The organism is Spirochaetaceae bacterium, assembly GCA_009784515.1.
Classification (GTDB): domain Bacteria; phylum Spirochaetota; class Spirochaetia; order WRBN01; family WRBN01; genus WRBN01.
Map to the genome: position 1 here is coordinate 1 of WRBN01000016.1, position 26,000 is coordinate 26,000.

At 39.8% G+C, this 26,000-nt stretch carries 29 protein-coding genes and 1 tRNA gene; 12 read left to right on the forward strand and 18 right to left on the reverse strand.

Annotation, left to right across the window (positions count from 1 at the left end):
* The coding region (locus FWE37_03135; GenBank protein ID MCL2519986.1) for a hypothetical protein at positions 1–1,091 on the forward strand (1,091 nt) is incomplete at its 5' end.
* Positions 1,092–1,130: 39 nt separating this feature from the next.
* Here FWE37_03135 and FWE37_03140 read toward each other — a convergent pair.
* On the reverse strand, positions 1,131–1,913 hold the full coding sequence (locus FWE37_03140) for a hypothetical protein (protein MCL2519987.1): 783 nt from the start codon (positions 1,911–1,913) through the stop codon (positions 1,131–1,133).
* Between the two features lie 209 nt (positions 1,914–2,122).
* Entirely contained in the window at positions 2,123–3,121 is a 999-nt protein-coding gene (locus FWE37_03145; protein ID MCL2519988.1) for a hypothetical protein, read from the reverse strand.
* A gap of 271 nt (positions 3,122–3,392) precedes the next feature.
* Between FWE37_03145 and FWE37_03150 the strand changes: the two genes are divergently transcribed.
* The 3 genes from FWE37_03150 to FWE37_03160 are packed head-to-tail and all read left to right on the forward strand — an operon-like array spanning position 3,393 to position 4,246.
* Entirely contained in the window at positions 3,393–3,563 is a 171-nt protein-coding gene (locus FWE37_03150; protein ID MCL2519989.1) for a hypothetical protein, read from the forward strand.
* A 54-nt stretch (positions 3,564–3,617) separates the two neighbouring features.
* Positions 3,618–3,881, forward strand: a complete 264-nt coding sequence (gene rpsT / locus FWE37_03155) for a 30S ribosomal protein S20 (protein MCL2519990.1) — start codon at positions 3,618–3,620, stop codon at positions 3,879–3,881.
* Positions 3,882–3,907: 26 nt separating this feature from the next.
* Complete coding sequence (locus FWE37_03160) at positions 3,908–4,246, forward strand: integration host factor subunit beta (GenBank protein MCL2519991.1); 339 nt, start codon at positions 3,908–3,910, stop codon at positions 4,244–4,246.
* 11 nt (positions 4,247–4,257) lie between these two features.
* Here FWE37_03160 and hemW read toward each other — a convergent pair whose 3' ends face one another.
* Positions 4,258–5,406: a radical SAM family heme chaperone HemW gene (gene hemW / locus FWE37_03165; GenBank protein MCL2519992.1), complete on the reverse strand. Its 1,149-nt coding sequence runs from the start codon at positions 5,404–5,406 to the stop codon at positions 4,258–4,260.
* A gap of 28 nt (positions 5,407–5,434) precedes the next feature.
* On the opposite strand from hemW, the gene mutM reads away from it, so the two are divergent.
* Positions 5,435–6,217 carry a bifunctional DNA-formamidopyrimidine glycosylase/DNA-(apurinic or apyrimidinic site) lyase gene (gene mutM, locus FWE37_03170; GenBank protein MCL2519993.1) on the forward strand — a complete coding sequence of 261 codons (783 nt, stop codon included), beginning with the start codon at positions 5,435–5,437 and terminating at the stop codon, positions 6,215–6,217.
* 154 nt (positions 6,218–6,371) lie between these two features.
* Positions 6,372–7,334 carry a D-2-hydroxyacid dehydrogenase gene (locus FWE37_03175; GenBank protein ID MCL2519994.1) on the forward strand — a complete coding sequence of 321 codons (963 nt, stop codon included), beginning with the start codon at positions 6,372–6,374 and terminating at the stop codon, positions 7,332–7,334.
* Positions 7,335–7,393: 59 nt separating this feature from the next.
* Here FWE37_03175 and ruvA read toward each other — a convergent pair whose 3' ends face one another.
* Positions 7,394–7,966, reverse strand: coding sequence for a Holliday junction branch migration protein RuvA (gene ruvA, locus FWE37_03180; protein MCL2519995.1), 573 nt, complete (start codon positions 7,964–7,966; stop codon positions 7,394–7,396).
* A gap of 6 nt (positions 7,967–7,972) precedes the next feature.
* On the reverse strand, positions 7,973–8,812 hold the full coding sequence (locus tag FWE37_03185; protein MCL2519996.1) for a D-hexose-6-phosphate mutarotase: 840 nt from the start codon (positions 8,810–8,812) through the stop codon (positions 7,973–7,975).
* A 247-nt stretch (positions 8,813–9,059) separates the two neighbouring features.
* Between FWE37_03185 and FWE37_03190 the strand changes: the two genes are divergently transcribed.
* The 5 genes from FWE37_03190 (at position 9,060) to FWE37_03210 (ending at position 12,880) form a co-directional block, all read left to right on the forward strand.
* Complete coding sequence (locus FWE37_03190; GenBank protein MCL2519997.1) at positions 9,060–9,950, forward strand: M23 family metallopeptidase; 891 nt, start codon at positions 9,060–9,062, stop codon at positions 9,948–9,950.
* A gap of 160 nt (positions 9,951–10,110) precedes the next feature.
* Positions 10,111–11,148: a M23 family metallopeptidase gene (locus tag FWE37_03195; GenBank protein MCL2519998.1), complete on the forward strand. Its 1,038-nt coding sequence runs from the start codon at positions 10,111–10,113 to the stop codon at positions 11,146–11,148.
* A gap of 1 nt (position 11,149) precedes the next feature.
* Entirely contained in the window at positions 11,150–11,542 is a 393-nt protein-coding gene (locus tag FWE37_03200; GenBank protein ID MCL2519999.1) for a polymer-forming cytoskeletal protein, read from the forward strand.
* 9 nt (positions 11,543–11,551) lie between these two features.
* Complete coding sequence (locus tag FWE37_03205) at positions 11,552–12,034, forward strand: YaaR family protein (GenBank protein MCL2520000.1); 483 nt, start codon at positions 11,552–11,554, stop codon at positions 12,032–12,034.
* 3 nt (positions 12,035–12,037) lie between these two features.
* Entirely contained in the window at positions 12,038–12,880 is an 843-nt protein-coding gene (locus FWE37_03210; GenBank protein MCL2520001.1) for a hypothetical protein, read from the forward strand.
* Between the two features lie 61 nt (positions 12,881–12,941).
* On the opposite strand, the gene FWE37_03215 is transcribed toward FWE37_03210, so the two are convergent.
* The 12 genes from FWE37_03215 to FWE37_03270 all read right to left on the reverse strand — a co-directional run bounded on the left by FWE37_03215 (position 12,942) and on the right by FWE37_03270 (position 24,280).
* Entirely contained in the window at positions 12,942–13,616 is a 675-nt protein-coding gene (locus FWE37_03215) for a 1-acyl-sn-glycerol-3-phosphate acyltransferase (protein ID MCL2520002.1), read from the reverse strand.
* 129 nt (positions 13,617–13,745) lie between these two features.
* A complete protein-coding gene (locus FWE37_03220) occupies positions 13,746–14,984 on the reverse strand; it encodes an FtsX-like permease family protein (GenBank protein ID MCL2520003.1) in 1,239 nt (412 codons plus the stop codon).
* Positions 14,971–15,627, reverse strand: coding sequence for an ABC transporter ATP-binding protein (locus tag FWE37_03225; GenBank protein ID MCL2520004.1), 657 nt, complete (start codon positions 15,625–15,627; stop codon positions 14,971–14,973). Before FWE37_03225 ends, FWE37_03220 begins: the two co-directional genes overlap by 14 nt.
* Positions 15,611–16,234: a hypothetical protein gene (locus FWE37_03230; protein MCL2520005.1), complete on the reverse strand. Its 624-nt coding sequence runs from the start codon at positions 16,232–16,234 to the stop codon at positions 15,611–15,613. Before FWE37_03230 ends, FWE37_03225 begins: the two co-directional genes overlap by 17 nt.
* Positions 16,235–16,391: 157 nt before the next feature.
* Positions 16,392–16,958, reverse strand: coding sequence for a DJ-1/PfpI family protein (locus FWE37_03235; protein ID MCL2520006.1), 567 nt, complete (start codon positions 16,956–16,958; stop codon positions 16,392–16,394).
* Complete coding sequence (locus tag FWE37_03240; GenBank protein MCL2520007.1) at positions 16,959–18,452, reverse strand: glycoside hydrolase family 28 protein; 1,494 nt, start codon at positions 18,450–18,452, stop codon at positions 16,959–16,961. It lies immediately after the preceding gene.
* 4 nt (positions 18,453–18,456) lie between these two features.
* Positions 18,457–19,341 (reverse strand): carbohydrate ABC transporter permease, encoded by an 885-nt coding sequence (locus tag FWE37_03245; GenBank protein ID MCL2520008.1) that lies wholly within the window; start codon positions 19,339–19,341, stop codon positions 18,457–18,459.
* An 11-nt stretch (positions 19,342–19,352) separates the two neighbouring features.
* Positions 19,353–20,231, reverse strand: coding sequence for a sugar ABC transporter permease (locus FWE37_03250; protein MCL2520009.1), 879 nt, complete (start codon positions 20,229–20,231; stop codon positions 19,353–19,355).
* Positions 20,232–20,295: 64 nt separating this feature from the next.
* A complete protein-coding gene (locus FWE37_03255) occupies positions 20,296–21,591 on the reverse strand; it encodes an ABC transporter substrate-binding protein (GenBank protein MCL2520010.1) in 1,296 nt (431 codons plus the stop codon).
* A 30-nt stretch (positions 21,592–21,621) separates the two neighbouring features.
* Positions 21,622–22,905 carry an ABC transporter substrate-binding protein gene (locus FWE37_03260; GenBank protein ID MCL2520011.1) on the reverse strand — a complete coding sequence of 428 codons (1,284 nt, stop codon included), beginning with the start codon at positions 22,903–22,905 and terminating at the stop codon, positions 21,622–21,624.
* Between the two features lie 27 nt (positions 22,906–22,932).
* Positions 22,933–24,063: a glycoside hydrolase family 88 protein gene (locus FWE37_03265; GenBank protein ID MCL2520012.1), complete on the reverse strand. Its 1,131-nt coding sequence runs from the start codon at positions 24,061–24,063 to the stop codon at positions 22,933–22,935.
* A gap of 144 nt (positions 24,064–24,207) precedes the next feature.
* Positions 24,208–24,280, reverse strand: a tRNA-Pro gene (locus tag FWE37_03270).
* A gap of 444 nt (positions 24,281–24,724) precedes the next feature.
* Here FWE37_03270 and FWE37_03275 point away from each other — a divergent pair.
* Positions 24,725–25,909: a cache domain-containing protein gene (locus FWE37_03275; GenBank protein MCL2520013.1), complete on the forward strand. Its 1,185-nt coding sequence runs from the start codon at positions 24,725–24,727 to the stop codon at positions 25,907–25,909.
* Here the strand turns inward: FWE37_03275 and FWE37_03280 are convergent.
* Positions 25,893–26,000: IS5/IS1182 family transposase (locus FWE37_03280; protein ID MCL2520014.1), on the reverse strand; the 108-nt coding region annotated here is incomplete at its 5' end. The genes FWE37_03275 and FWE37_03280 overlap by 17 nt on opposite strands.

Genomic DNA, 26,000 nt, shown 5'->3' on the forward strand with positions numbered 1-26,000 from the left:
TAGCTTTGACGGAAGAAGGTAAAATTGAGTTGATAAATGGTAAGGCCAGACTAGTTTTAACAGAAGATGGGCAAATAGAATTAAGTAATGCCAATGGAGCTTTAATGATTACAAAAGACGGAAATATTAGCTTAAAGAGCGGGAGTGAAAAAAATACTACAACACGTGGGCTAACAAGAAACCAAGCCAATAGTGGCAGTAGCTTATTATTAACGACGGAAGGGCGATTAAATTTATGGGGAGGGGAAAGAGATGTATTATCTTCGATATTAAAGCTTAATGATGAAGCAGTAAACTCTACCGTAACCGATAGCAGAGGGGTTAATGTACCACTTATCTCATCTGTTTCTCGAGCTGAGATAAGAAGTGATTTTGAGGCTTTTGTGGCTCGAAAACTTGAAGAGAAAGCAGCTGAAGAGGAAGAAGAGCGCAGAAAAATTGGTAATAAAACTTGTTATGATAACCCTAAGCCACCAACGTATTTATGGCAAACAAATATTACTAATGATTTATTTGAAATAGAGAAAGATGAAGAAGGGGAATTTAAGTACGATGATAATGAGCTTTTTTGGCATATAGATAATGGTAAAAAGGTACCTACTCTACGTACCGTAAATAGAGGCACAGCAAATGAAAAGCAGGAACCTATTAATAATATTTGGTACTTTGGTTGCTATTTTATGACCTTACTTATCATTGCTCAAATGGAGCTAGGAATGGTTTTTACTAAAGAAGATATTAAAGATATTTATTATATGGCAAGAGAAAAAACCTTTCGCCACAACAATCAAGATGTCTCTATTATTTCTAATACTACTAGCGTAAATAATAGTGACCTTTTATTAAAAGAAGTTTTTGAAAAATATGGCACGATTCCTTATTTAACAGCCGAAGTTAGCGGTTATTTAGAAAATATGGTCGAACATTTTGATGGAAGGTATCATTATACTATAGCTAATGGTAATCGACACTTTGTCTTAGCTGATAGCAAAGGGAAGTTTTTATATAACCCAAGTGGGTTAACTGTTGTTAATAAAGAGACACCTAACATTATTCGCTGGCGCGGCGTTAAAATTAACGGTAGAAGGTAGCAAGGTTAGAATTAAATAACTAATAACACTCTGTACTCCTTAACGATACAGAGTGTCTTGCTCATCCCATCCATCTGGATAGTTCCCATGGCTTCCTTCCGGCAATATAGGTCTATTTCCTATAATATTCCAAAGGTCTGTATCCAGCTGTTCTAGCTTAATATTTTTACTAATATCAAGGCTAGTTAAGTTGGTACCAAGTACACTAAGAGTAATTAAATTAATATTACTGCTTACATCAAGATTGGTCAAGGGATTACTATCCACTAAAAGGCTAGTTAAAGAAATATTACTACTTACATCAAGGCTAGTTAGGCGATTACTCGCTACAAAAAGGCTGGTTAAATTAATGAGCTTACTTACGTCAATACTAATTAACCTATTCCTTCCCACAAAAAGACCAGTTAAATAAATATTACTACTCACATCAAGATTGGTTAAAAGATTATTATCCACACTAAGGCTAGTTAAAGAAATATTATTACTCACATCTATGTTAAGTAAACGGTTGTTATCTAGGTTAAGTTTTACTAAATTCAGTAGATATTCAACACCATTGGCGTTATGAATAATTCTTGTTTCAAGCCCCCTAGTTCTAGCGAGAAAAGGGTTACTTGCGTCTAATTCTATAATCCCCGCCAACTCATCACTCAACCTCTGCCCCACTAACCCGGCATTAGGCCCTAAATGCTCCGCCACCACTCTTCTCAAATTCTCATCAGGGAACAAACTAGCTAGCGTAGCGTTAGCCGCTACCGGCAAGCCTTGCCCTTGTGCATTTATGGCTATTAGTAATAAAGCTATAGTTAATATTTTTTTCATATTTTTAGTTTAGCATAGCTTGCGGTTAAAGTAAAGCTAAAATTTAAAAGTTTGGCCAGTGGGCGTAATTTTGCGTTAAATATTTAGTACCTATAGATAGATAGTTACCCAAAATTTAGCACGGCATTCTCTTTTGTTAAAACCAAATCCGTAACCATGACACATTAAACTTTCTATTGGTATTTACAGGTATTGTAGTATAAACGTCTTTAAAACATCATTCTTGCCGAGATGGTAAAGAAAAAGCCCTGCCCTATATTTATATCGTAGTTTTGTCTAATATTTACCGCATTGGCAATGTTTAACCCGCTATCGTTATAACCTGCCCGGCCATTAAAGACCCAGCCGCTGTGTATTTCTACCAGCTGAAACAATCTAATTACGCCATATATAGAGGTATAATTTATCCCGTACCACCTGCCGTCGCCGGCCGTTACCCGGCTGGTTTCGTCTTTAAAACCTAACCCTATGCCCAGCAGCTCGGCGGCCGGGCGGCTATTACGCAAATATCTATACCACAAAGTTATATCGTAGTTAGGATACCTTAAGTTGGCCGTTAAACTCCAAAGGCTTTGAGGGGCAACGGTTAAATGCACAAGGCGCTGCAAAAGTGATAACCTTACCCTTACCCACCGGTATTCCCAGCCGGCCTCTACCATGGGAATAGGCCACAAAAGCCAAGCCATATCGTTAGGCAGCTTAACACCTACATCGGCCAGCACTAAATTAAGACCGATATTTAGCAAAAAATGCTGGCCATTAACTACATTATTAGAGTAACCGGCGGTGGCAATTAACGTATTGATACCGTTGTAAATGGGTTTATCGGTTTGGGCAAAAAAAGCGGCATTAAATGTATGGCGATTAAACCTAGTCATAAAAGCCATACCGCCATTATGGTAACGCTCGGGGTAATTATCAACTAATCCTTCAACAAAAGTAGGGTTATAAAAAAATGAAAATAATAAAAACCGGTTGCGGTCGGCTAAATTAAAGCGCGATACCGTTAATCCCAGTTGCAAATTACGTTTTTGCACATCATCAAAAGAAGTTTGCCCGTACGAAAAACTCGGCACAAAAATTGTTCTGGCGGTAGCCGCTTCCTCTGTTAATTCCTCTTCGGTGCTATTACCGGCGGCTTGGCCGTTTACCTTAACACCGCTTAAGATAAAAAACAAAAAAAGAACCGGTAAAAAAATTAGTTTCATAGCGCCATCTTGTCGTCATTTTGCCGTTTTGTCAAGAGATACTTTCAACAAGCCAACACTTCTGCATTACAATGTGTATACAGTGATAATTACCATAATTATAATTATTTATAGTTATATTTTTAAGCTAAAAAGAAGCCATGATTATCTTACCCATTATCTTTTTATTAAAAATGATAGCTTAAATAAGGATAATATTACTATAAAGCTCTTGACATAATTTTATTTACAAGTTACACTTTTAAAAGATTTTTTTTGTGGAGGAATAAATATGGCACAAGCAAGTAAAAACTCGCGTACGGGTTCAGCCTCACACAAGTTTACCTGTAGCTGTGGCGGCGAAGTAAAAATGCGTAGCATTTTTCAAGCTAGTAAAATGCACCACGTGGCGCAATGCGACAAATGTAAACGGCAAGAGCGTAGGCCGGCCGATTTTAAGTAGTAATTTAGTTTAAGGCTACTTAAGGGGTAGCCTTTAATAAAGTGGAGGGGTAAATTGCCTAATTCAAGAGATTCCGCTAAACGCGACCGTAAAGCAAAGGCTGTGCGTTTAGTTAACAGAAGCGCTAAAAGCGCTGTTAGAACTATTGTTAAAAAAGTTGAAAAGCAAATAGCGGCCGGTGACAAAGCTAATGCCACCGAAGATGTAAAAAAAATGGTAAAAGCTTTAGATACGGCGGCTCGTAAAGGGTTGTTTAGTAAAAATGCGGTAGCCAGAAAAAAATCGCGGCTGCAAAAAAAGATTAATAAGTTAGTTTAATAACAAGGTAATAAGGGTGGAGTATTATGACAACAGGACAAATTGCAGAGCCGCGAGGCAAACTTACTAAAGCAGAAATTATTGAGAATATCCATAATGAAATGGCTAAAGATGGCCTTCATTTTAGTAAAAAAGATGTCCATAAGGTACTTGAAGCTTTTTTTACCGAAGTAAAATCCGGCTTAATTATTGGCCGTGTGGTAGAATTAAGAGGTTTTGGTACTTTTGAACTTAGGCTGCGTAAAGGCCGCGAAAAAGCCCGTAACCCGCGCACCGGCGAAACTTTATCGGTAGAAAGCCATAGCGTAGCTGTATTTAGGGCCGGTAAAGAGCTAAAAGACAAAGTTTGGCCCGTTAAGCCTTAGTAAATAACAATTTAAATAATTTCTTTTAATTCGTGCAGTAAGTTATTTAAAAAGAGTTTTCCTTTATGGTTAACTTTAATATATTTTTCATTGCTACTTAGGCAGCTTAATGCTTTAGGGCTTAAGCTGCCTAAGTAAGTTTCACTATCTTGGCCAAAACGTTCTTTAAATTTAGCCTTATCAAGACCTACACTGGTGCGTAAACTTAGCATAAAGCTTTCAAATATCAGCTCTTTTTTAGTAAGTTCTTCGCTAATGTAAAGTTTTGTTATATCTTCTTCGTTAAACCAATCGGTTAAGTCTTCTGTCCCAACTAACCTTATGGCTGTGGCATCGTTATAATATAAAGTAGAAGCTGCTCCTGCCCCAACCCCTAAATAACTTTTACCTTGCCAATAGGCCAAATTATGCCGGCTGTAGCAGTTATTTTTAGCATAGTTAGATATTTCGTAGTTATGATACCCTGCCTTTATTAATTTTTTACGGCCTAAAAACCATTGATGTTCTTGCTCTTGAACATTCGGTAGGAGGCGCTGCTTGTTAAAAAGCGGGGTATCTTCTTCGATAGTTAAACTATAAAAAGATATGTGGGAAGGATTTATCTCTAATAATTTGTTAATAGTTTCGTTAAATTTCTGCCGATTGGAAAGGCCCGCTATAATATCGATATTAACTTTTTGCCGATAAGCGGCCAATAAATTAAGCGCATTCATCATTTGTTCATAAGTGGTAGGGCGATTAACAATTTTTAAAGCCTCTTCATCTAAACTCTGTAAACCCATACTAATACGGGTAACACCGTTATCAAATAAAAAATTTAATAAACTTGGATTAACTTGCTGCGGGTTTACCTCGATGGTAGCTTCCAATGGACTATATTTTTTAATCAGCTGTAAAATAGAGAATAAACTATCTTCAGGCAAAATACTTGGGGTACCGCCACCAATATAAAGCGTTGATAATTTATTAATATCTAAATAATTAAAGAAACTATCAATATGGCGGAGAACCTTGCTTGCAAATATTTGCTGCTGATTAATAGAAATATTTGGCTGCGAAAAAAAATCGCAGTAATGGCATTTACTTAAGCAAAAAGGGATATGAAGATAAAGCGAAAGGTTGTTATCAATCTTAAGTTTATTTTTGTCGATATTAAGCATAAACCAGCTTAACATAACAGAGGTTTTTATGCCAGAACTCCCCGAAGTAGAAACAATAAAAAATGGCCTTAGTCCTTTAATTGGCCGACAAGTTACGGCGGTTAATATTCTTGATAGCCACTTACGTCGGACACCTCCGGCCGATTTAAATAAGTTAGTAGGCCAAAGTTTACTTACTTTAGAACGGCGTGCTAAATACATTATTATGCAATTTAACCAAGATGCCTTAGTTGTCCATTTGGGTATGACCGGTAAATTACTTTTTGACCCTAGCCCTAAACACGATAGAGTAAGCTGGCACTTTACTGAGGGGCAGCTTTACTACAACGATGTGCGCCGTTTTGGTTATGTTGATTGGCTGCATAATATTAACTTTAACAAATTAGGTATCGAGCCTTTAACTGCCGATTTTACCGCCGATTACCTTTTTGAGCAAATCAAAAGCCATCGTGAGGCCATTAAGTTATTTTTACTTAGTCAAGATAAAGTAGTCGGGCTTGGTAATATTTATGTGTGCGAGGCTTTATTTATGGCCAAAATTTCTCCCTTTAAATCTTGCAACTTAATAACTTACGCCGATTGTACGGCCTTAGTACCGGCCATTAAAGAGGTACTCACCAAAGCCATCACTTTAGGCGGCTCTACCCTGCGTGATTACCGCTTAAGTGATGGCGGCTTGGGCGGCTTTCAAGATGAATTTTTAGTCTACGGCCGCAGCGGCGAACCCTGTTTTAGTTGCGGCACAGCGATAGAGCGCACCAAACAAGGCGGCCGAAGCAGTTTTTATTGCCCTAAATGCCAAGCAGGCTAGCCTGCACCGCTAGAAAATAGTTCATTAACGGTACTTTATAGAGAAGGTTTATCCATTTTATTCGGGAAAAATTCCTTAAAAAAGCTTGCTATCTTCAATTATTGCTGCTAAAATAGAAGTTAGATAAATAATCATAAAAAATTAGAGGTACATAATGAAAAAATTGGTAGTGCTTGATAAACTCCCCCTTGACGATGGCCAGCTCAACTGGTTACCGCTAGAGGCTTTAACGGCCGTTACTTATTATGATAACACTTTACCCGGCCAATTAACCGAACATTTAAAGGCTGCCGAAATGGTTTTAACCAACAAAGTGGTACTTAACCGCGACATTTTAGCGGCTAATCCGCAGTTAAAATATATTGGGGTAATGGCCACCGGCTTTAATGTTGTTGATGTACAGGCTGCTAAAGAATTAGGTATAATTGTAACTAATATACCAAGTTATAGCACTGATAGCGTGGCCGAGCTTATTATGGCTTTTATTTTAGAGGCCAGTAAAAAAGTTGTAATCCATAATAATGCCGTGCATAAAGGCGATTGGGCCAATAGCCCGCTATTTGCTTTTTATAATAATACGCTTACCGAGATAAAAGGCAAAACTTTAGGAATTATCGGTTTTGGTAACATTGGACAGCGCGTGGCTCAACTGGCCGATGCCTTTGGCATGCTTATTAAATGTTACGTGCCGCGCCCTAAAGCCGAGCCTAATCTGCCAAATTTTAAATTTGTAAGCTTAGATGATTTACTGACCGAAAGTGATTATCTTGCATTATGTTGCCCTTTAACCGCCGATAATAACCAGTTAATTAACAAGGCTAACATCAATAAAATGAAGAAAACCGCTTACCTGATTAACACCGGCAGAGGCGGTTTAATTAATGAAGCCGATTTAGCCGCTGCCTTAAATAGCGGCCGTCTTGCCGGCGCCTCCGTTGATGTGCTAAGCAGCGAACCGCCTAGCGCTGCCAACCCGCTTCTTAGTGCTAAAAACATAGTTATTACTCCGCACATTGCTTGGGCCACTTTAGAGGCACGGATTAGGTTAGTAGCCATTTTAACCGAAAATGTTAAAGCTTATTTAGCCGGGACACCACAAAACCAAGTAAATAAATAACTAGCCTAAATAACTTGCACCTATTAACAATATTTTAATGGGTGCATTATTTTTACAGCTTAACCGCCGCTCAGTCTAATAATGGCTTGCTTAATTAGCCGGCTTTCTTCTACTGCACCTAGTTGTTCTTTAAGCTCTTTAACTACTTGCTCGGTGCGTTTTTTATCAAAACCCATCGCTACTAAACTTAAAACTAGCTCGTCATCGGCACTGCCGGCCACATCATTATCGGCTAGCACCAACTTACCGCGCAAGGCTAAAATAATTTTTTGGGCGGTGGCTTTGCCTAAGCCCGGTAAACGACTAAGGGCGGCAATATCGTCGTTTTGTAAAGCGGCCATAAAATCGTCCGGAGTTAGGCCGCCCACTATCTTAATGGCCACTTTCGGCCCTACTCCATTTACTTTAATAAGGCTTAAAAACAAGCTGCGCTCTTTTTCGCTTAAAAAACCGTATAAAATCATAGAATCTTCTTTGTGCTGCAAATAACTATACAGCTTAACCCGTTCACCCAGTTTAACCCCAGCTAAAGTGGTTAAACTTACCAAAAAATGCCATTCAATATCGGCCACCGTTAAATAAAGACTATCGGCCGCTTTGCCGCTTACTTGCCCAGTAAAACTATTATACATATTATTTTATTGTAAAGGTGCAGCCCACACGCGCATCACTAATTTATGTTTTTCGCCGGGCTTTAAAGTTACCGCATTATTATTAACGTTACCGGCCTCGACACAAACAAAATTTTGATAATCGGTCTCGTTTACTTCATCACCTAACGCTCTTTGATAGGGGTTCCACACAATAGTCGATAGCGCCCCCTTTTTTTCGATGTGGATAACCCGCTTTAAGTTACTATCAACTATTTTTACCGGATTTTCATTATTAAAAAAGATTCTATCAATAAATTGATTAACAACTAATTTATCATCGGTATGTTTTTTAACTTTAAAATCGTCCATTTCATCGTAATAATTGGCGCCGGCTAAGCCTTCTATGGTTATGTCATTAATATTACCAACGGTAAAATAAGTGTGTAAGGCCTCGCTAAAACTTACATTAGCATCGCCTATATTAAGGGCCTCCAGCTCCATCTCTAAATAATCGCTTAAAGTTATTTTTAGCCGCAAAGTAACGGCGTAGCTATATTTAGCCGATTGATTTAAACTTAAAGCAATAACCGTTAAATCATCACTTTCTTCTATATTATCAATTACCCAAGTTTCGTTCCGGGCAAAACCGTGCTTGTCAAAGTGGCTGTTAAGTTCTTCCAGCCCAAAGCGTGGAAAACAAATGGGAATACCCCCGCGAATGGCCACTCCATTTTTAAAGCTGTTGTAATTGCCAAGCCAAAATAATTCTTGCCCATTTTTAGGGATATACGATAAAACCGTTGCCCCCATCGGCGTAAAGCTAAAGCTGGCTTTATTATTTTTAACGGTTATCTTATCAATTTCTCCTATTGTACTGCGTTCCATACCCTCTCCTTTTACTTGAAAAATTATAGCTATAATTTTTAATTTAAAGATAAATTACTTAGTCAAATTCCTGTTTACTATTCATTTATTATAGCAACTAATTAGTAAGTAAGCAACTGTTTTGTTTAAAATTAATTAAAACTTTACCCTATAACTTTTAATTAGGTCCCTAAATTTTTTATTCGACTAGATAAATAAGAGATAAAATAATTAAAAGCCGCTAGTTATGTAGCCGATACTTTAACTAATGGTTAAAATTGTTCATTTTTTGCTTTTACTTCTGGTGGCTATACAACTGCCGGCACAAGCTTACATTCAAAATCTAGAACGCAGCGACTTTCTTTTTAACACTCTGATTAACGATATTGCCGAAAATAATCGCCGTTTTGCCAACAGGCGCGAACCTTTACCGTTAATTTTTTACAGTTATTCCCCTAAGAACGGCGAAACTTTACAGCGTATTGCCGCCCGCCTTAACATTAGTTACGACAGTATCGCCAGCCTTAACGGCCTTTCCGGCCCCAATTTACCTACCGGTATCACCACCATTTTTATTCCCAACATGTCGGGGCTTGCCATTAACAGCGCCTACAGCGAAGATATTTTTTGGCGGGATATTGCAGGGCGTTTAAATGGCGATAATTATCTGCAAGGTTTTTTATATAATGATGGCATGCAGATTATTAATTTTTTTCCTAACGAACGTTTTACCCAAAGCGAACGCCGTATTTTTTTAAGCGATACCTTTAGAGCCCCGCTTAACGGCACTTTAGTCATTACCTCTCCTTTTGGCCAGCGGCCCGACCCCTTTGGCTCGCCGCGCGGCCACCACCATAATGGTATCGATTTACGGGCCGAACCTTACAGCCCGGTTTTAGCGGCCCGCGCCGGCGAAGTAACTACTATTGCCAGCAATAACGTTTTAGGGTTATACATAATTATTACCCACAGCGGCGGTTATCAAAGTTTATACGGTCATTTAAGCAGCGCCAGAGTAAATTTGGGGCAACGGGTTAATGCCGGGGCCTTAATTGCTTTAAGCGGCTACAGCGGAGCGATTACCGGCCCACATTTGCACTTTGAGATACGGCTTAACGGCAGCCCGGTAAATCCCACTATTTTTTTAAATATAAATTAATTATTTAATCAAATATATAACCAAAAATCAATCTGATACAACTCAATTAAGGGATATTTTACTGCAATTTATCATTATTTTAGTCGATAATCAATTTAGTGGCAAAATAAGCGGGACTACTATTTGACATAATTGAACTATAATGGTATGATTGAGAAAAATGAAAAAAACTAAGCCTAACAAAAGTAGATTAAAACATAATAAAAATTCTTTTATGACTGGCCTTAAAACTAAAGCCGGCTCTCTTTGGTATAAAACTAAAGAACCCTTAACCATTATGGTGGCGCCGCACAGCGGGGCCAAAGTTAGACAGTTTAGGGTATCTTTATTGCTGTTATGGGTTGTTATTGTGCTTACGTTGGCTTTGGTAGCCGGTATCGTCTTTTTTTCTACCGGTTACAACGATGTACGGCTTTCGCATATTGCCGAGCGTGACCGTACCAATGATGGAGCCGCTTCTTTAGCCCTTATTCAGCAAGAAATAAGAACGATAAGCCACGTTATCCCCTCCTTTAACGATGCCATTAATCATGCCGTTGGCCCGGTGGGTGATAATCGCGGCTTACCTAACAATAATATTTCCGGTGATATTTCTAGCTTTATCGAGATAACCGATAGCCAGCAGCATATTCAAGACGATTTACTTGCCCTTAGGCGGCTTCGGGCCGTTATCGAAAATTCGCTGCCGCAGCTGCGCACTATCCACGATACGCTTAATTCGCAGCGGGCTTTACTCTCCGAGATGCCCACCAGATGGCCGCTGGGCGGCGGGTACACAGGTTTTATCTCGCAGCTTTTTGGCCCTTCGCGCGACCCTTTTACCGGCGGCTTTCAGTTTCATACCGGTATCGATATTGCTTTAGGGTTTGGCGTACCCATCGTCGCTGCCGCTAACGGCACGGTTGTACGGCGCGAGTTTAATGCCGGCGGCTATGGCCTTTATGTTACCATTAGGCACAGCTATGGTTTTTCTACCTTGTATGCCCACATGCAGCGTTATAATGTTGATGTAGGTGATGTGGTTAGGCAAGGCGATGTGATTGGCCTAATGGGCAGCACCGGACGCTCCACAGGGCCGCACGTACACTTTGAGGTAATGATTGGCACCGAAAGGGTAGACCCTATGCGCTATCTTTCTATTAGTAACCAAGCCTACTCGCGTTTTATCCGCGACACGGGCTACGGCAGAGGTTTTTAACGTGGCTGCCGAAGAAACCTTTGTAAACTCTATCATCGGCGAAGGGGCGCATTTTAACGGCGATATAGAATTGCCCGGCCTCATTCGTATAGACGGTGATTTTTCCGGTATTATTAAAAAAGCCGACCGGGTGCTTATCAGTAAAACTGGCCGCGTTAAAAGCTCTATCCATGCCCGCGTGGTGGTGGTGGGCGGGGCGGTAGTAGGTGATATTATTGCCGAAGAGCACTTGGCTATTTTATCCACCGCTATGGTTATAGGGAATGTTAAAGCTCCTTCACTCTCCATCGAGGAAGGGGTCATTTTTCATGGCTTTTGCGAGGTAGTCAATAAATTAGATAGCAACAAAGAGGCGCCTGCGGCATCTTCGCGTTCTTTTGTTATTGAGTGGTAACTTATAACTATGGATATAACTACAACTAAAGCCTCTTTAGCTGCCGTTAAAGCCAGCAGCGAAAAAAAACGCAAAAAAGAAATAGAACGCAGCAGCTCTTTTCACGTAGCTTTAGATAGCGCTATCCACAGCGAAGAGCTCGCCGTAAAACCGCTTGAAGTAAGTGATAAAGCGATAGAAGATTTATTAGCTAAAGTTTTTACTTTGGGTAACGAGCTAAAACGGCAGCACACCCTTAGTAAATTAGGTGAATATCGCAGCTCTATCCGCCGGTTTTTAAATTTTGTCATCGATAACGCTTATCAGGCCGAGAAAGTGCAAGGCGCTTTAAATAAACGCACTCTGCGCTCTAAGGGTTACGATGTGGTTTATGTAGTAGACGAAAAACTAGATAAACTAGCGCGCACCGTACTTAACGAGCAACAAGATGTGCTGGCTATTTTAGCGCAGGTAGAAGAAATAAACGGCCTGTTAATTAATTTTTGGCGGTAATTTATGTGTGATAATAACTGTGAATGCCACAGCGAGCAAAATATTTATTCTTTAAAAGTTACTTACTCTAACGAAACTTTATTTACCAAGAGCGAAATAGAGTTAAAGCGCGGCGATTTTATTGTGGCAGCCACACGTTACGGTATTGATATGTTAGAGGTACGCGGCAAGGTATCGAGCTGTGCGGCTAGTGATGAATTGGTAGAGATTATCCGTTTAGCTACCGGCGCCGATTTTGTTAAAGCCGATAACAATAAATACTTAGCGACCGAAGCTTTTGTGGTAGCCAAGCGCAAAATTAATGAGCACGATTTACCGATGAAACTTATCGCCACTCATTACTTGTTAGAAGAAGAAAAAATTTTATTTTTGTTTACTGCTGATGGCCGTATCGATTTTAGAGAGCTGGTTAAAGATTTAGTGGCCACTTTCCACGTACGTATCGAGCTTAGGCAAGTTGGCGTGCGCGATGAAAGTTGTGCTTTAGGCGGCCTCGCCGTTTGCGGGCGCGATTACTGCTGCCACTCTATTAGTGATAAACTTAAAGCCGTTTCTATTAAAATGCTTAAAGACCAAGGCTTATCGTTAAACTCCAGTAAAATTTCGGGCAACTGCGGGCGTTTACTTTGCTGTGTCGCCTTTGAGCATAACTATTATATTGAGCAGCGTAAACTTACCCCCAGTAACAACAGTAAAATTAGAGTACAAGGTGAGCTTTGGAAAATAGCCGAAACTAACGTTATCAGCCAAAAAATTACTTTAATAGCCGACGATGGCCGCCTAGCTAGTTATCCCCTAAACCAGCTAAAGCGTACCGGTGAAGGCTGGGTATTAATTGATAATTAAAAAGTAAGAATTAAGAATAAAAAATTATGTTTCTCAACTATTAATTCTTACTTCTTAGTTTTTAACTATATTTTGCTTCAAAAGGGATATTCTTACTATCCGGTTCGTTTTCACCGGTAAAACCGCTTTCAACGGCCTGCTGTACCGCTTCGGTTAGCTCTTTTTGCTTAGCTTTCCCATACAGTTTACTATCGATAGCTTTCCCCACCACAATAGCTACTTTAGCCCCCTTAATCACACCTTTTTGGCCATGCATAATTTTCCAACTGCCATTTAAAGTAATAGGAACAATCGGGGCTTCGCTCATAATAGCTAAGCGAATGCTGCCACTTTTAAAATCGGTGTTTTTAGGGCCTTTACTGCGCGTCCCTTCAGGGTAAATTAAAGCCGGAAAACCTTCATTAACATTTTTAGCTACCTTAGCAAATAAAGCCTTTACCTCATCGGGTTTAGCTTTACGGTCTAAAAAATACGAGCCTAAATGCCAAATCCATAAGCCAATCACCGGTGTCCATACCAACTCTTTTTTGGCCAGCATACCCATCGGTCTGTTAAGATAACCATAAATAAGTAAAATATCCATAATTGATTGATGGTTTACCATATAAACACATTTATTATCGGTAGGAATATTTTCTGTACCAACTAACTTAACTTTTACACCTAGCATAAAAAAGAAATAGCGCGAAACCAGCATTAAAGTTTTTTGACTAAGTACTCTTATCGCTTTCGGCATAATCAAAATTAGTAGCGACTGAATAATTTGCGCCACAATAATAAATGGCACTGCTAATAAAGCAATAAAAAAAACTCTCAATTTACTAAACAACGATAGCATTCATTAACCTCTTTAATTACATTTATTTTACATTCTGCCCAAAATAGCTAATGGCTTGGTTTTACTAGCTTTACGCAAAGGCAGGTAAGCCGTTATAGCGGCCAACAAAGTTACCAATAAAGCTATAAGCAGCAATCTAGGCAAGCTTAAGCTAACCGGTATCGTCTCTAAATAAAAACTAAAATCTACCTCGCGGTTGAATAAGATAGCCAAAATCTCAATTAATCTAATTATGGTATTAATATTTACTGCCAATATTGAGCCAATAGTTAAGCCGAGTAAAGCCCCGAGCAAGCCGGCTAAGCTTGCCGGGCCTAATAACAGCCATTTAAGCTGCTGCGAGGTAATACCTAATGCTTTAAAGATAGCAATATCGCGCCGATTTTGCAAGTAAAAAATATAAACCGAACCGGTACTATTAACTACCGCCACTAAAACTATTAAACCCAATATAAAAAATAATAACACTTTAGTAGTAGCTAAACTCGCCAACTGCTGCGCATTAAGTACCCGCCAGCTGTAAACCAGCCACGCCAGCGGGGTAACACAATTAAGATTAGCACTAATCTCATGAATATTCTCAAAAGGATTTAAAACTTTTAAACCAACTAAAGTGCTAATTTCATCGGGAGTAAATAGCTCAAAAAGTGCCTCCCGATTGATAAAAAGCCACGTTCGGTCAAGCTCCTGATAACCGGTCGAAAAAATACCTTGTACAGTAAAGCTGGTTATTTGCGGCCGATATTCGCCATCTTGCCACGAGGCTGAAAGCAGCCTTAGTTGCTCGCCCACCGCCAAATTAAGGCGACCGGCTATTTGCCGGCCGACCAAAACATCTTCGGGGCCAAGCACTACCGCCCCAGAATCTATGGCCAAATAGCGCCGCATACCGGCATCGTCCACGTAAAAATCGCCGGCCACCCCGCGCAGCTGCACGCTGGTACGCCCATATTGATTAAAAGCCACGCCAATCGCCCTGCCCTCCACCGTACTAAAGATAACACGGTCATCGGCCGCTTTTAGTTGCTCGGCTACCTCAAGAGCCTCTTCATAACCGGCCCCCAATAACGCTACCGCCCGCAAATGATAACTGTCGGTCTCGATACTGCGGCTAATAATACCATCTTCCATCGCATCGGCCACCTCCATCGCAATGGTTAAAGGCACCAAACTAAGGGCAATAGCGATAACCATACTTTTTAAGCTGGACGAACTGCGTTTAAATAAAAGACTCTTGGTTACTAAAAAATAGCTAGTTAGTTGCATGGTTTTTATTTAGTACCAACTGTTCAGCGCATTTTGAGGCTAACCCTTGTTCATGGGTTACCAATAACATAGCTGCTCTTTCGGCTTTAACTAAACTGAAGAGCAAATCCTCTACTAGTTTACTATTTTTTTCATCTAAACTACCAGTCGGTTCATCGGCTAAGATAAGCGGTGGATTATTCATTAAAGCACGAGCAATAGCTGCCCTCTGCCTTTCTCCACCCGAAAGCTGCTGCGGAAAACTATTCAATTTATCATTAAGACCGACTTTATTCAACAAATAATTAGCACGCTTCAAATTATTGCTGCCATCAATTAATGACGGCATTAGAACATTTTCTAGCACCGTAAAATCGTTAAGTAAAAAATGAAACTGAAAGATAAAACCAATATTTTTATTACGATAAGCAGCTAAAGATTTTTCACTTAAGTTACCTACATCGTAGTCAGAACAAATAATAGAGCCTTCTTCAAAACTATCCAACCCTGCTATTAAATTAAGTAAAGTAGACTTACCGCTACCAGATTCGCCGGTAACGGCTAACGTTTGGCCGGCAGCTAAATCAAGCGAAAAATTACTAAAGATAACTTGCCGCTCTTCGGCACTTTGGTAGCTTTTAATTAAATTAGTTATGCTTAACATCTTTTAATAAACCTAGCAGCATAAAAGACGCTACACAAAGCACAGCTAAAATAGTAGTTAAAATAGTTGCCATAATTAAGCGATTAATCATAGCAAAAAAAGGCACAAAACTTAATAACAAAGCAAAAATTAAGGTAAGCACTAAAGCAAATTTTAAAGGTTGACGACTTAACAAATTACTAACAACAAAGCTAGCCGCTAAAGCTGCCAATGGAAAAAAGATTACCTCGTAGTAACTAAAATAATGACTAAACCACAACAACCTTTGCAACGCCACCAAAATGTAAGCTGTACCAAAAAAACTCAAACTAGGCAATCCTTTTGCTAAATAATTTTTACTATTTAACCATAACTGATTTAAAGTAATTAAAACGATAGGCAAAAGAAAATCGCTAACACTATAATAAAAGAAGATAGAGGGAGAACTAGCCCAATTAAGGCTAAAGCCCAAAATATTAATAACAAATAAAATTATAAACGATACGAAAACAGCAGATAAAACACCGAGTACAGCACCCCAAATTACCGCTAAACGTTTATCTTTAGCGGCAAAACACAGGCAAAAACCAACTAACAAAGGTACTAAAGTTATAGCAAATAGTAGCATAGTCTTTAAATATATAGCATATTTGCCAATAATAGTCAATTAGCCGGCTTAAAATATTTTAAAATTAATATTTTACTCTCTTATGCTCTTATTTTAAATTTTAATGGTTTAACATAATAAAAGCTATCTTAGAGATAGCTTTTATGATAATAATTTATTAAGGTTGCCAATGATAAAAATAAATATGGTCGGCTTCCCATTTTACTTTATCTATCGGCGCAAACAAAGCCGCCAAAGTAAAGGCATATTCAAAAACCACACCTAACCCCTTACCTGTTATAAGTTTGCCTTCTATAACTATGTTTTGATCAACATAGTTACCGTCATTATATAACTCGTAATTTTTACCGGAAGTTGTGTATTTTTTAGAACCAAGTAGATTATTCTTAGCCATAACATGAGCACCGGCCGAACAAAAAGGACAAACATATTTATCGGCAGCTAAATGTTTTTTAACAAATTCCACAACTTCTTCGCTGTTACCTAAGTTACGCGCCCCCTGTGGGCCACCCGGCATAATAATGGCATCATACAAAGTAGCAGCTCGGTCTTTTAATAAAGCATCTGCTTGCATCTTAACATTATGATAACTGGTAAGTTCCAACTGATTACCAATAGAGAGAGCTTCAATATTAATTTGTAAGCGCCTAAAAATATCTAAAATAATAATGGCCTCTCCCTCTTCAAAGCCATCGGCTAATAATATAGCTACTTGTTTATCCATTTACTCTCCTTTATATTCGTCATAACCTTCAGCTTTAACATTAGTTAATTTTAAATTTTTAATATTAGCGAAAAAGTAATTACCTTTTGTCTGCTTTTCAAGGTCGCGCATCATTGCCGGGTACTCTGGAGTTGGGTTTTCGGCAAAACTAACGTGCATATTAGTTATTTTTACATTTTCAATCAATTTTTCCGGCAACCCATAAATAAAACTGGCGGCTACATGGGCATCCGTTGCCTCAATATCACTTAGGATAAGATTTTTGATAACGGGAGTGCCATCGGTAATAGGCTGCGGCTCTTTACTGGCTACGTAATCGCTTTTACCATCGGGGTCGCAGCAAAAATAATAACTATTAATTGTAAACGGAGTCATTACTCCCAACATTTTAATATTACTTACATAAAGACCATCAAGATAGCCGCCGCGTCCGCGTCTAGTTTTTAGGCGAATACCTCTATCTGTTCCTTCAAAGATACAATTTTGTACCACTATCTCGCCCACTCCGGCCGACATTTCGCTACCCAGCACCACTGCACCGTGTCCAAATTGCATTAAACAATTACGGATAGTAAGATAACGGCAAGGGGCTCCTTCTTTGCGTGCCCATTCGCCTTTACCGGCTTTAATAGCAATACAATCGTCGCCCACCGAGATACGAGTACCAATAATTTCAACCTGTTCCGACATTTCGGGGTTAAGCCCGTCGGTGTTAGGTGAATTAGGAGGATTTTCTATATTTAAATTAAAAAATGAAAGTTTATGCGAAAGAAGCGGATGCACCGTCCACGACGGTGAATTTTTAACGGTAACCCCACACATAGTAATATTATGACACTGTGCCATAAAAACTGTGCGCGGCCGCCAAGCGCCTCGTTTTGTGGTACAGTCGTGCCACCAATCGGCTCTAGGATTATCGGCATTACCATTAATAATACCTTCACCATAAATATTAACGTTACTTATATTTACAGCAGTAATGAGCGAGGCAAAAGCTTGGTTAGGCTCGCCTTCCCAACTGCTAATTACTTTATTATCTACCGGTAAACGGGCCGGTAAAACCGGATAGTCATTACGCTCCGGTATAGCCAGTAACTCGGCGCCTTTAGCCAAATAAATATTTATATCGCTCTTTAAAAATAAAGGGCCTGTTAAATAAGTTCCGGCAGCAAAATAAATGGTACCGCCTTGCGGACAACTATTAATAGCGGCCTGTAAATAATTGGTTAGAACCAGCCCGTTATTAGCTGGTAACCAACCATCAATCTCAATTAAAGCTGCTTCTGCTTCTGTTTTAAAGACGATTACTTTATTAGCTACCTCAACACAGTAACTGGTAGCTGGCTCTAAATTAAAAATAGAAAAAACATTCTTATCAATATCAATACAATGCTTTCCATTTAAATAAACAGCCAACTTTTCGTTACTATAATAGGCGCTATCGCCGGTTAACTCAAAACAAGCAGCTCGTGCATAAGTTTTTAATAAAATCAATGCTTTATCCCTTCATACCGGTGGTAGCAATACCTTCCACAAAATAACGTTGCGCTATAAAGAATAAAGTGAGCGACGGTACCAGAGCAGCCGTAGACATAGCAAGCACGGCCGGCCAGTCAACTATAGAGCTGGCATCCATACTCATACGCAGGGCTAACGAAACAGGGAACATACTAACGCTACTTATATAGATTAGCGGCCCCATAAAGTCGTTCATCGTCCACATAAACTGGAACAAAGCCACCGAAATAATAGCCGGCTTTAAAACAGGTACCAGTACATAAAGTAAGGTTTGCAAACTGTTACAGCCATCTATAGTGGCACTTTCCGAAAGGTCTTTCGGTATGCCGCGGAAAAATTGCACCAACATAAAGACAAAAAATGAATCTACCGCAAAAAGGCTAGGAACGGTTAGCGGCAAAAAGCTGTTAAGCCAACCAAGCTGCCTGAATAAAAGGAATTGCGGAATACGTAAAACTGTATCTGGTAACAACAAAGTACCAATTAACAAAGCAAACCAAATCTTTTTGCCGGGTACCCAAAAACGAGAAAAAGCATAACTAGCTAATGTACACGAAATTACGGTAAAAATCATTTTCGGAACAACGATAGCAAAGCTATTAAAAAAGTACCTTGTAAAAGTAAACTCGGTGGCCGTTTGCCAGCCAACAATATAACCTCTTATACTTGGATAAAGTGTAAAAGGTGTTATATTTCTAAAAACCTCAGCATTATCGGGTTTAAAACTTGCACCAACCATCCATATTAATGGATAAATCATTAAAAATCCAACCAGTGTAAGCACAAAGTAGCTAACCACTTTAATCACAACTTTTCGCTGCGAGTGCGTAATTCCACCTGTTTTTTTGTATTGTATCTCCGCCATTTATGCTTCTCCTAATTAGAATAAAATACCCAGTATTTACTCGACCTAAAAACAACGGCCGTAAATAAAGCAACAACTACAAACATTATCCACGATAAAGCGCTGGCGTAACCCATTTGGAAGAACCTAAAAGCGTTATCATAGATTAATAGCGAATACAGATAGGTAGCACGTAGCGGCCCGCCGCCGGTGATAATAAAAGGACCATTAAATTCTTGGAAAGCCTGTATAAGCTGCATAATAAAGTTAAAAAAGATAACCGGTGTAAGAGTTGGCAGCGTAATACTAATAAAACGTCTTACCAGCGAAGCGCCGTCAATAGCAGCGGCCTCATAAAGCGATACCGGAATATTTTTAAGAGCCGCTAAAAAGATAACCATCGCGCTACCAAATTGCCAAACACGAAGTAAGGTAATGGTAAAAAGCGCCAAGCTAGGGTCGCCAAACCAATTAATTGCCCCAAGCCCAAGATTAGCGTTAATAGCATTCATCAGACCGGTATCGGCAAATAAGAAGCGCCATAATACTGCAATAGCTACGTTACCACCCAAAATAGACGGTATGTAGTAGGCTGTTCGATAAAAACGAACGCCTTTTAGATTAAAGTTTAAAATATAAGCGATAAACAAAGCAAAAATAAGCTTAAGCGGCACCGTCATAAAAACGTATAATAATGTTTGCCGAGAAGCCATATGAAAATGAGAGTCGCGCAAAAAGATATTTATGTAGTTTTGAAAACCAACAAAACGCGCATCACCAAGCAACCTATAATCGAAAAAGCTTAGCACCAAACTAGCTATAAACGGATAGCCTCTAAAGACAAGCAGCCCAATAAGCCACGGCGCTAAATAAAGCAACCCTGTATATTTTTTAATACCAATAGAACGCATTAGAGCATCTCCTCTGTTTAAGTAATGCACCCCCTCCCAAAGAAAGGGTGCATATAAAAACAAATTACTGTTGTAACTGTGTAAGAATTTGGTTGCCTTCGTTTAAGAAACGAGTAGCAGCCTGATTAGCATTAATGGTGTTAAAACCATAAGCTTCGATAACATCTTCAAACATAGCTATAAATAAAGCATGGCGAGTCCATGTTGGCCAAAACATACCCACGTTTTGGGTAGCCATGGTGTTAAGTTCGTAGGTAAGACCACTTAACGCACCGGCAGCTCTTAAAGTATCTAAAGCGCGTGAGTTAGCAGGAATACCTCGTTCTAATCTTAAAATCCTTACAGCTTCCGGATCGTTAATTAAAAAGTTTAACAATCTGGCAGTGTTTTCTACAGCGTTACCAACGTTGCGGTTAATAGCAAAACCCATAGTGATTTGCATTATAGCATTGTTTTGTCTGGCAGCGCCTTGTAAGGTTGGGTAAGGACCGGGTGATAACACAGTACCTTGTGGTAAAATAGCGCCATACCTACCCCATGCACTATCCCAATCGATGCTGGTAAAAATGGTTTGATTAATCCAGCCCGGTAGTTGCTCTACAGCGCCCGTGCGTGGAATACCGGCAGCGGCGTACTGTGGTGGCGGAATTACAACGTTATTATCCCATAAAGTTCGTAAAAAGTTAAAACCATCGGTTAACTCAGGAACAGTGTAGGCAATTTGTACGCTTGGGCTGGTTGTAAATGGATCGCGCCCGGTACGTTGTTGTAAATACATAAGTAAAAGCGTATAGGTAAAGTCAAGGTCGGCGCCGATAACAAAGTGACCGGTACCGCGTGCACCCCAAGTTTGACCCATAGCAATAATTTCTTCCCAGCTGGTAGGCATAGTAAAACCGTTGGCAGCTAAAGCGCTGGTGTTCCAAGCAAAAGCTCTACCGGTAGTACTAATTGGGACAAAGTTTAAACGACCATTAATGGTAGCCGTATTTATTAAAGTAGCAGGGTAACCGCTTAAATCGAGCCAAGCGCTAGGAACAGTGCTAAGGTCGTAAAAACCGGTACCATCACGGCTTAAAGTATCCATCCAGTTATGGTTTACTTGCATTAACTCAGGAGCGGTGTTACCGGCCATCTGGGTATGAATTCTTTCGGGCCAACCAGCCCATCCGCCGTACTCGGTGCGTACTGTAACGCCCGGGTTTTGAGCCATAAACAGCTGCACTGCATCTAAAGTAGCAGCATGCCTACTGTCGCCTCCCCACCACGAGAAACGAATTTCACTCTCGTTCCTGTTGCCGCTCGGACAGCCCACCATAATGGCGGCCGCTAAGGCAACTAACAAAAACCTTTTTGCCATAAATTTTCACCTCTTTTAAAAAATTTAATTTTAATTTCTTAAGCTATTTAACAAAGTGTTACCTTCGTTAAGGAACCTCGTAGCAGCTTGGTTGGCATTAACTAAACCAAAGCTAAACTGCTCAATTACCTCGTAGTAAAAATCTCTAAAACGAGGATGCTCAATAATAGGCGGTATCATATATCCTAAGTTAGCCATTACCGCATTGTTAGCCAAAGCTGTAATGTTGCCATCTAAAGCACCGGCGCCATTTAAAATTTGTATGGTTCGGCTATTACCGGGAATACCACGTGTATCGCCTAAAATTAACACGCCTTCAGGCTCGTTAATAAAAAAGTTTAAAAGCCTAGCTGCCCAATTAACACTGCCGGCGTTGCTGGCATTATTAATAGCAAAACCTAAAGAAATTTTAGCAGGCGCGGCATTTTGCTGCACGGCTCCGGCCAAAGTTGGGAATGGGCCAACTTCCAGCACGCTACCGGCCGGTAAGGTGCCTCTGTTTCTGGCTACGGTAGTATCCCAACCAAAAAAGCCAATTAAGTTACCATTCATCCAGCCCGGCATTGTTTCGATGGTGTTGGTTCGCACACCGGCAGAGGCAATACGTGGGCTTGGGAAAATAACGTGAGCCGCTTCAAGCCGGCCTAAAAATTCAAAGGCTTCGGTAAGCTCGGCCACGCTGTAATTAATAGCGCCTTGTGCATTTAAAAACTCGCGTCCGGTGCGTTGTAATAGCCAGTAACTCATTACACCAAAGGCCATATCTTCGTCGTTAGTAGCCAAGATAAAGTTGTTATCATCTAGGGCCCTTAAAGCATTACCTAAGGCAATCATTTCGTCCCAAGTGTTAGGCATGCTTAAACCAAGCTCGCCAAGACGAGTGGTATTGTAAACAAATACCTTACCGGTCATACCCATTGGGGCCATTTGTAAACGATTATTAACCGTTACGTCGGCTAAAACTGTTGGCGAAAAGCCCGATAAATCCAGCACGCCACCTAACCTGTTTAAATCGTAAAAGGTGTTACCGCTTGGACTAAACATATCTATCCAGTTATGGTTAATCTGAATTAAATCCCCAGCCGTACCGCCCGATAATTGAATACCAATCCTATCGGTCCAGCCGGTCCATGCACCATATTCAGATTCAATTTCCACACCGGGATTTTGCAACTGAAAAGCCTCAATAGCTCTTAAAGTAGCCGCATGGCGCGGGTCGCCGCCCCACCACGAAACATAAAGCGTACCACTATCACGCCCACCACAAGCAACCAAAGCTCCCACAAATAGCGATAATAAAATTTTTTTTACCACTTATACTTCCTCCAAATTTTATTTTTTTTAATATTTAAGCATTATCTGGCTTAAAGCCATAAAACAAATCCCAGCCCCTTTGGGGTCATCACTTACTATCGGCTCGCCGTAGTAATATTCTTCTGTCCCGCTGCGGTACCTAACATCGGTATGCGGGTAATCACCGGGCGGAAAGCCTAGCCCGGCCACGCTGCAAATGCCGCCCAAACTATAAACGCCGTCTTTTTCACTAAAATAACGCTCCATAGTTTTATAAAAAGCCGTAAAGCCGGCCTGCTCCTCGGTTTTATTTAACAGCCCCAGCCTTGCGCCTTTAATTAAAGCATAACTAAACATTAATGTAGCCGAAGTTTCTAAATAATTCCCCTTGCTTAAAGCCTTATCGGTAACTTGATACCACATACCGCTGGCTTTATCTTGATAGTTAAGCAAAGCCGCCATTAAATTTTTAAACATAATCGCCAAAGGTTCGGCGTGCTTACTCGCACCCATCACCGCAAGGGTATCGATAAGCGCCATCGCCAGCCAACCCATTGCCCTGCTCCAGTAATTAAGCGAAAGCCCCGTTTCTTTATTAGCCCAATTTTGCTCACGGCTATCATCGTAGCCATGATAATAAAGGCCGGTTTCTTTGTTAATCATTTTAGCTTGCACAAAAGCAAATTGCTTAACAATATCACCGTAATCGGCCCCTTCGCCCTGCGCTAATTTTAAAGACATCGCATAAAAAGGCTGCCCCATATAAAGACCGTCCAACCAAACTTGATGCGGATAAAACTTTTTATGCCAAAAATTACCGCTGCTAATACGCGGGTGCGTTGTTAGCTGGCCGGCCGTGTAGCTAATGGCCTTTCTAAAACGCTCTTCGCCGGTTATTTCGTAAAAAGGAAATAGCAAACGCCCCATCGGGACATTATCAATATTATATTCCTCAATTTCATAACCTTTAATAGAGCCATCGGCAGCTACGTATTTATTAACATAGTTACTTACCCGCCCATAAAGCTCGCTGTTACCGCCGCTTTGCCACAAATCGAAAAAACCTTTTAAAAAACAACCATCTTCGTAGTTCCATCTACCGGGTTTAAACTCTTTATAGTTGCTGCTAAGCTGCAAGGCGTAAGCCTGTACTTTATCATCTACTAACTTTTCCCGCATTTTTTAATCCTCTGTTGATTTACTTTACTAGTGTATCACGATATTCTTAAAAGTGCAACTTTTTTTTTCTTTTTTTGTAATTTAATTGCAACAGAGCTATTATAAATAATTACTACAAAAAAAGCCGCCTTTTTAGGCGGCTTTTCGGAACGGTGGGATTCGAACTCACGATCTTCTGTTCCCAAAACAGATGCCTTAGCCCCTAGGCTACGTTCCGATGTTTTTACTTTACCACATCTTTTTTAGTTAGTCAAGTGGCATAAGCAACTTTAAGAGCAATAAATTTAAAGAAAGCCGCCGCCTTAGTAAAAATAAAAATTATTCCGTTAGCGCCGGCAATTTACTATTGTTATAATATAAAATAATAAAGTAACTTTAAAATATTCTATTTTTAAATAAAAGTATAAAAAATACGGCAAATAACTTGACTATTTAACACATAATATGCCATAATATAATAATTAAGCCCATTAATTTTATTATAACTTAATAGGCTATTATATAACTTAATTTTACAAAACAATTTAAAATATTATGCAAAATACCGGCTTTATTTTTATGGGTATTATTGAATTTTATTTTATATTTAATATTATTTATTACCGTGTTATAATGCTAGTAATAATTGACGAAAATTTATATAAAAGATAGGTAAAGAACTATGGTTAAATTAAATTTAAGAGCCAAAATGATGTTAATTATTGGCGGTACAAGTTTGTTGGTGTTAATAATTGGCTTTTCGGTCATTTTTGGTTATATTAGTTACAGCTACCGGCAAACGGTGCACTCTAACGTGCTGGTAGTTACTCAAGTAGAGGCCGCCCAGTTTACCCAAATTTTTAACCGGGCTTACGATGACGGCCGCTTAGTAACCGAAGCCGTAACTACGAGTTTTTCGCTACAGCCCGAAGAACGGCGCGGCTATATTTTAGAACGTATGCAAAATGTTTTTGCCGGCAATTTTTATTACTCGGCTTTATGGTTAAGCTTAGAGCCCCATGCGCTTGACGGCCTTGATAGCCAAAAGGCTGCTTTTGCTCCTATCTTCGAGCATCAACATAACCAAATTACCTTATCGGAGCAAAATACAAGCAACAATTTAAATAATGGTCATTACCACCAAGCCATCAGCAGCGGCCCTTTTTTAACCAACCCCTACCCCGATGGCGCTACGGGCGAGCTAATTGTTTCGCTTATTTTACCTATCAACGGGCCAAGCGCCGCCGCGATTGGTGTTATGGGCATTAACTTTGATTTAGCCGCTTTGCAAAACTTAATTAGCGAGATGAAACCTTTTGGCGGATATACCATTATGCTGGCCAACAACCTTGCAATGGTAGCCAGCCTTAACAGGCAAAACTTAGGGCGTGATGTGCGCGAAGTTATGCCGCCCGCCGCCGCTTCTTTATTAGCGGGCGTAGAACGCGGCGAAACTTTTAACTTTGAAGCCCGCGACCCCGACCAAAACAACCAAATGACCAGCCTCTTTTTTGTACCGATAATCCCCCAGCATATCGCTACCGCTTGGAGCTTAGGACTTGTGGTAAATAACAATATTATCTTTCGTAATTTACAAATAACTTTAATGATAACGGTGGTTGTCGCCGTTACGGTGGCCGTTGTTTTACTTTTAACTATATTTTTAGCGCTTACAACTATGGTCAAAATAATTATTGCCAACAAAGGTTACCTCGAGCGTATCGCCAACGGCGAACTTAACTTTAAAATAGACAGCCATTATTTAAAACGCGGTGATGAACTTGGCGCTGAGGTACGCTCTTTAGCTGCCCTTGAACAACGTTTAAACGAAGTACTAGGCAGTGTTCCTGCTAACGTAAAGCAATAAAGATTAAAGCTAATTGAATAAAACCAACAAACATTCTATCTAGCTTATCATAACGAGTGAAAATTCGTCTAAAATCTTTAAGTTTACGAAA

Bases quoted from the DNA above. Each gene is read 5' to 3' on its own strand.
- FWE37_03140 (MCL2519987.1), bottom strand. From the start codon at position 1,913: ATGAAAAAAATATTAACTATAGCTTTATTACTAATAGCCATAAATGCA.
- FWE37_03145 (MCL2519988.1), bottom strand. From the start codon at position 3,121: ATGAAACTAATTTTTTTACCGGTTCTTTTTTTGTTTTTTATCTTAAGC.
- FWE37_03150 (MCL2519989.1), top strand. From the start codon at position 3,393: ATGGCACAAGCAAGTAAAAACTCGCGTACGGGTTCAGCCTCACACAAG.
- FWE37_03160 (MCL2519991.1), top strand. From the start codon at position 3,908: ATGACAACAGGACAAATTGCAGAGCCGCGAGGCAAACTTACTAAAGCA.
- hemW (MCL2519992.1), bottom strand. From the start codon at position 5,406: ATGCTTAATATCGACAAAAATAAACTTAAGATTGATAACAACCTTTCG.
- mutM (MCL2519993.1), top strand. From the start codon at position 5,435: ATGCCAGAACTCCCCGAAGTAGAAACAATAAAAAATGGCCTTAGTCCT.
- FWE37_03175 (MCL2519994.1), top strand. From the start codon at position 6,372: ATGAAAAAATTGGTAGTGCTTGATAAACTCCCCCTTGACGATGGCCAG.
- ruvA (MCL2519995.1), bottom strand. From the start codon at position 7,966: ATGTATAATAGTTTTACTGGGCAAGTAAGCGGCAAAGCGGCCGATAGT.
- FWE37_03185 (MCL2519996.1), bottom strand. From the start codon at position 8,812: ATGGAACGCAGTACAATAGGAGAAATTGATAAGATAACCGTTAAAAAT.
- FWE37_03190 (MCL2519997.1), top strand. From the start codon at position 9,060: ATGGTTAAAATTGTTCATTTTTTGCTTTTACTTCTGGTGGCTATACAA.
- FWE37_03195 (MCL2519998.1), top strand. From the start codon at position 10,111: ATGAAAAAAACTAAGCCTAACAAAAGTAGATTAAAACATAATAAAAAT.
- FWE37_03205 (MCL2520000.1), top strand. From the start codon at position 11,552: ATGGATATAACTACAACTAAAGCCTCTTTAGCTGCCGTTAAAGCCAGC.
- FWE37_03210 (MCL2520001.1), top strand. From the start codon at position 12,038: ATGTGTGATAATAACTGTGAATGCCACAGCGAGCAAAATATTTATTCT.
- FWE37_03215 (MCL2520002.1), bottom strand. From the start codon at position 13,616: ATGCCGAAAGCGATAAGAGTACTTAGTCAAAAAACTTTAATGCTGGTT.
- FWE37_03220 (MCL2520003.1), bottom strand. From the start codon at position 14,984: ATGCAACTAACTAGCTATTTTTTAGTAACCAAGAGTCTTTTATTTAAA.
- FWE37_03225 (MCL2520004.1), bottom strand. From the start codon at position 15,627: ATGTTAAGCATAACTAATTTAATTAAAAGCTACCAAAGTGCCGAAGAG.
- FWE37_03230 (MCL2520005.1), bottom strand. From the start codon at position 16,234: ATGCTACTATTTGCTATAACTTTAGTACCTTTGTTAGTTGGTTTTTGC.
- FWE37_03235 (MCL2520006.1), bottom strand. From the start codon at position 16,958: ATGGATAAACAAGTAGCTATATTATTAGCCGATGGCTTTGAAGAGGGA.
- FWE37_03245 (MCL2520008.1), bottom strand. From the start codon at position 19,341: ATGGCGGAGATACAATACAAAAAAACAGGTGGAATTACGCACTCGCAG.
- FWE37_03250 (MCL2520009.1), bottom strand. From the start codon at position 20,231: ATGCGTTCTATTGGTATTAAAAAATATACAGGGTTGCTTTATTTAGCG.
- FWE37_03255 (MCL2520010.1), bottom strand. From the start codon at position 21,591: ATGGCAAAAAGGTTTTTGTTAGTTGCCTTAGCGGCCGCCATTATGGTG.
- FWE37_03265 (MCL2520012.1), bottom strand. From the start codon at position 24,063: ATGCGGGAAAAGTTAGTAGATGATAAAGTACAGGCTTACGCCTTGCAG.
- FWE37_03275 (MCL2520013.1), top strand. From the start codon at position 24,725: ATGGTTAAATTAAATTTAAGAGCCAAAATGATGTTAATTATTGGCGGT.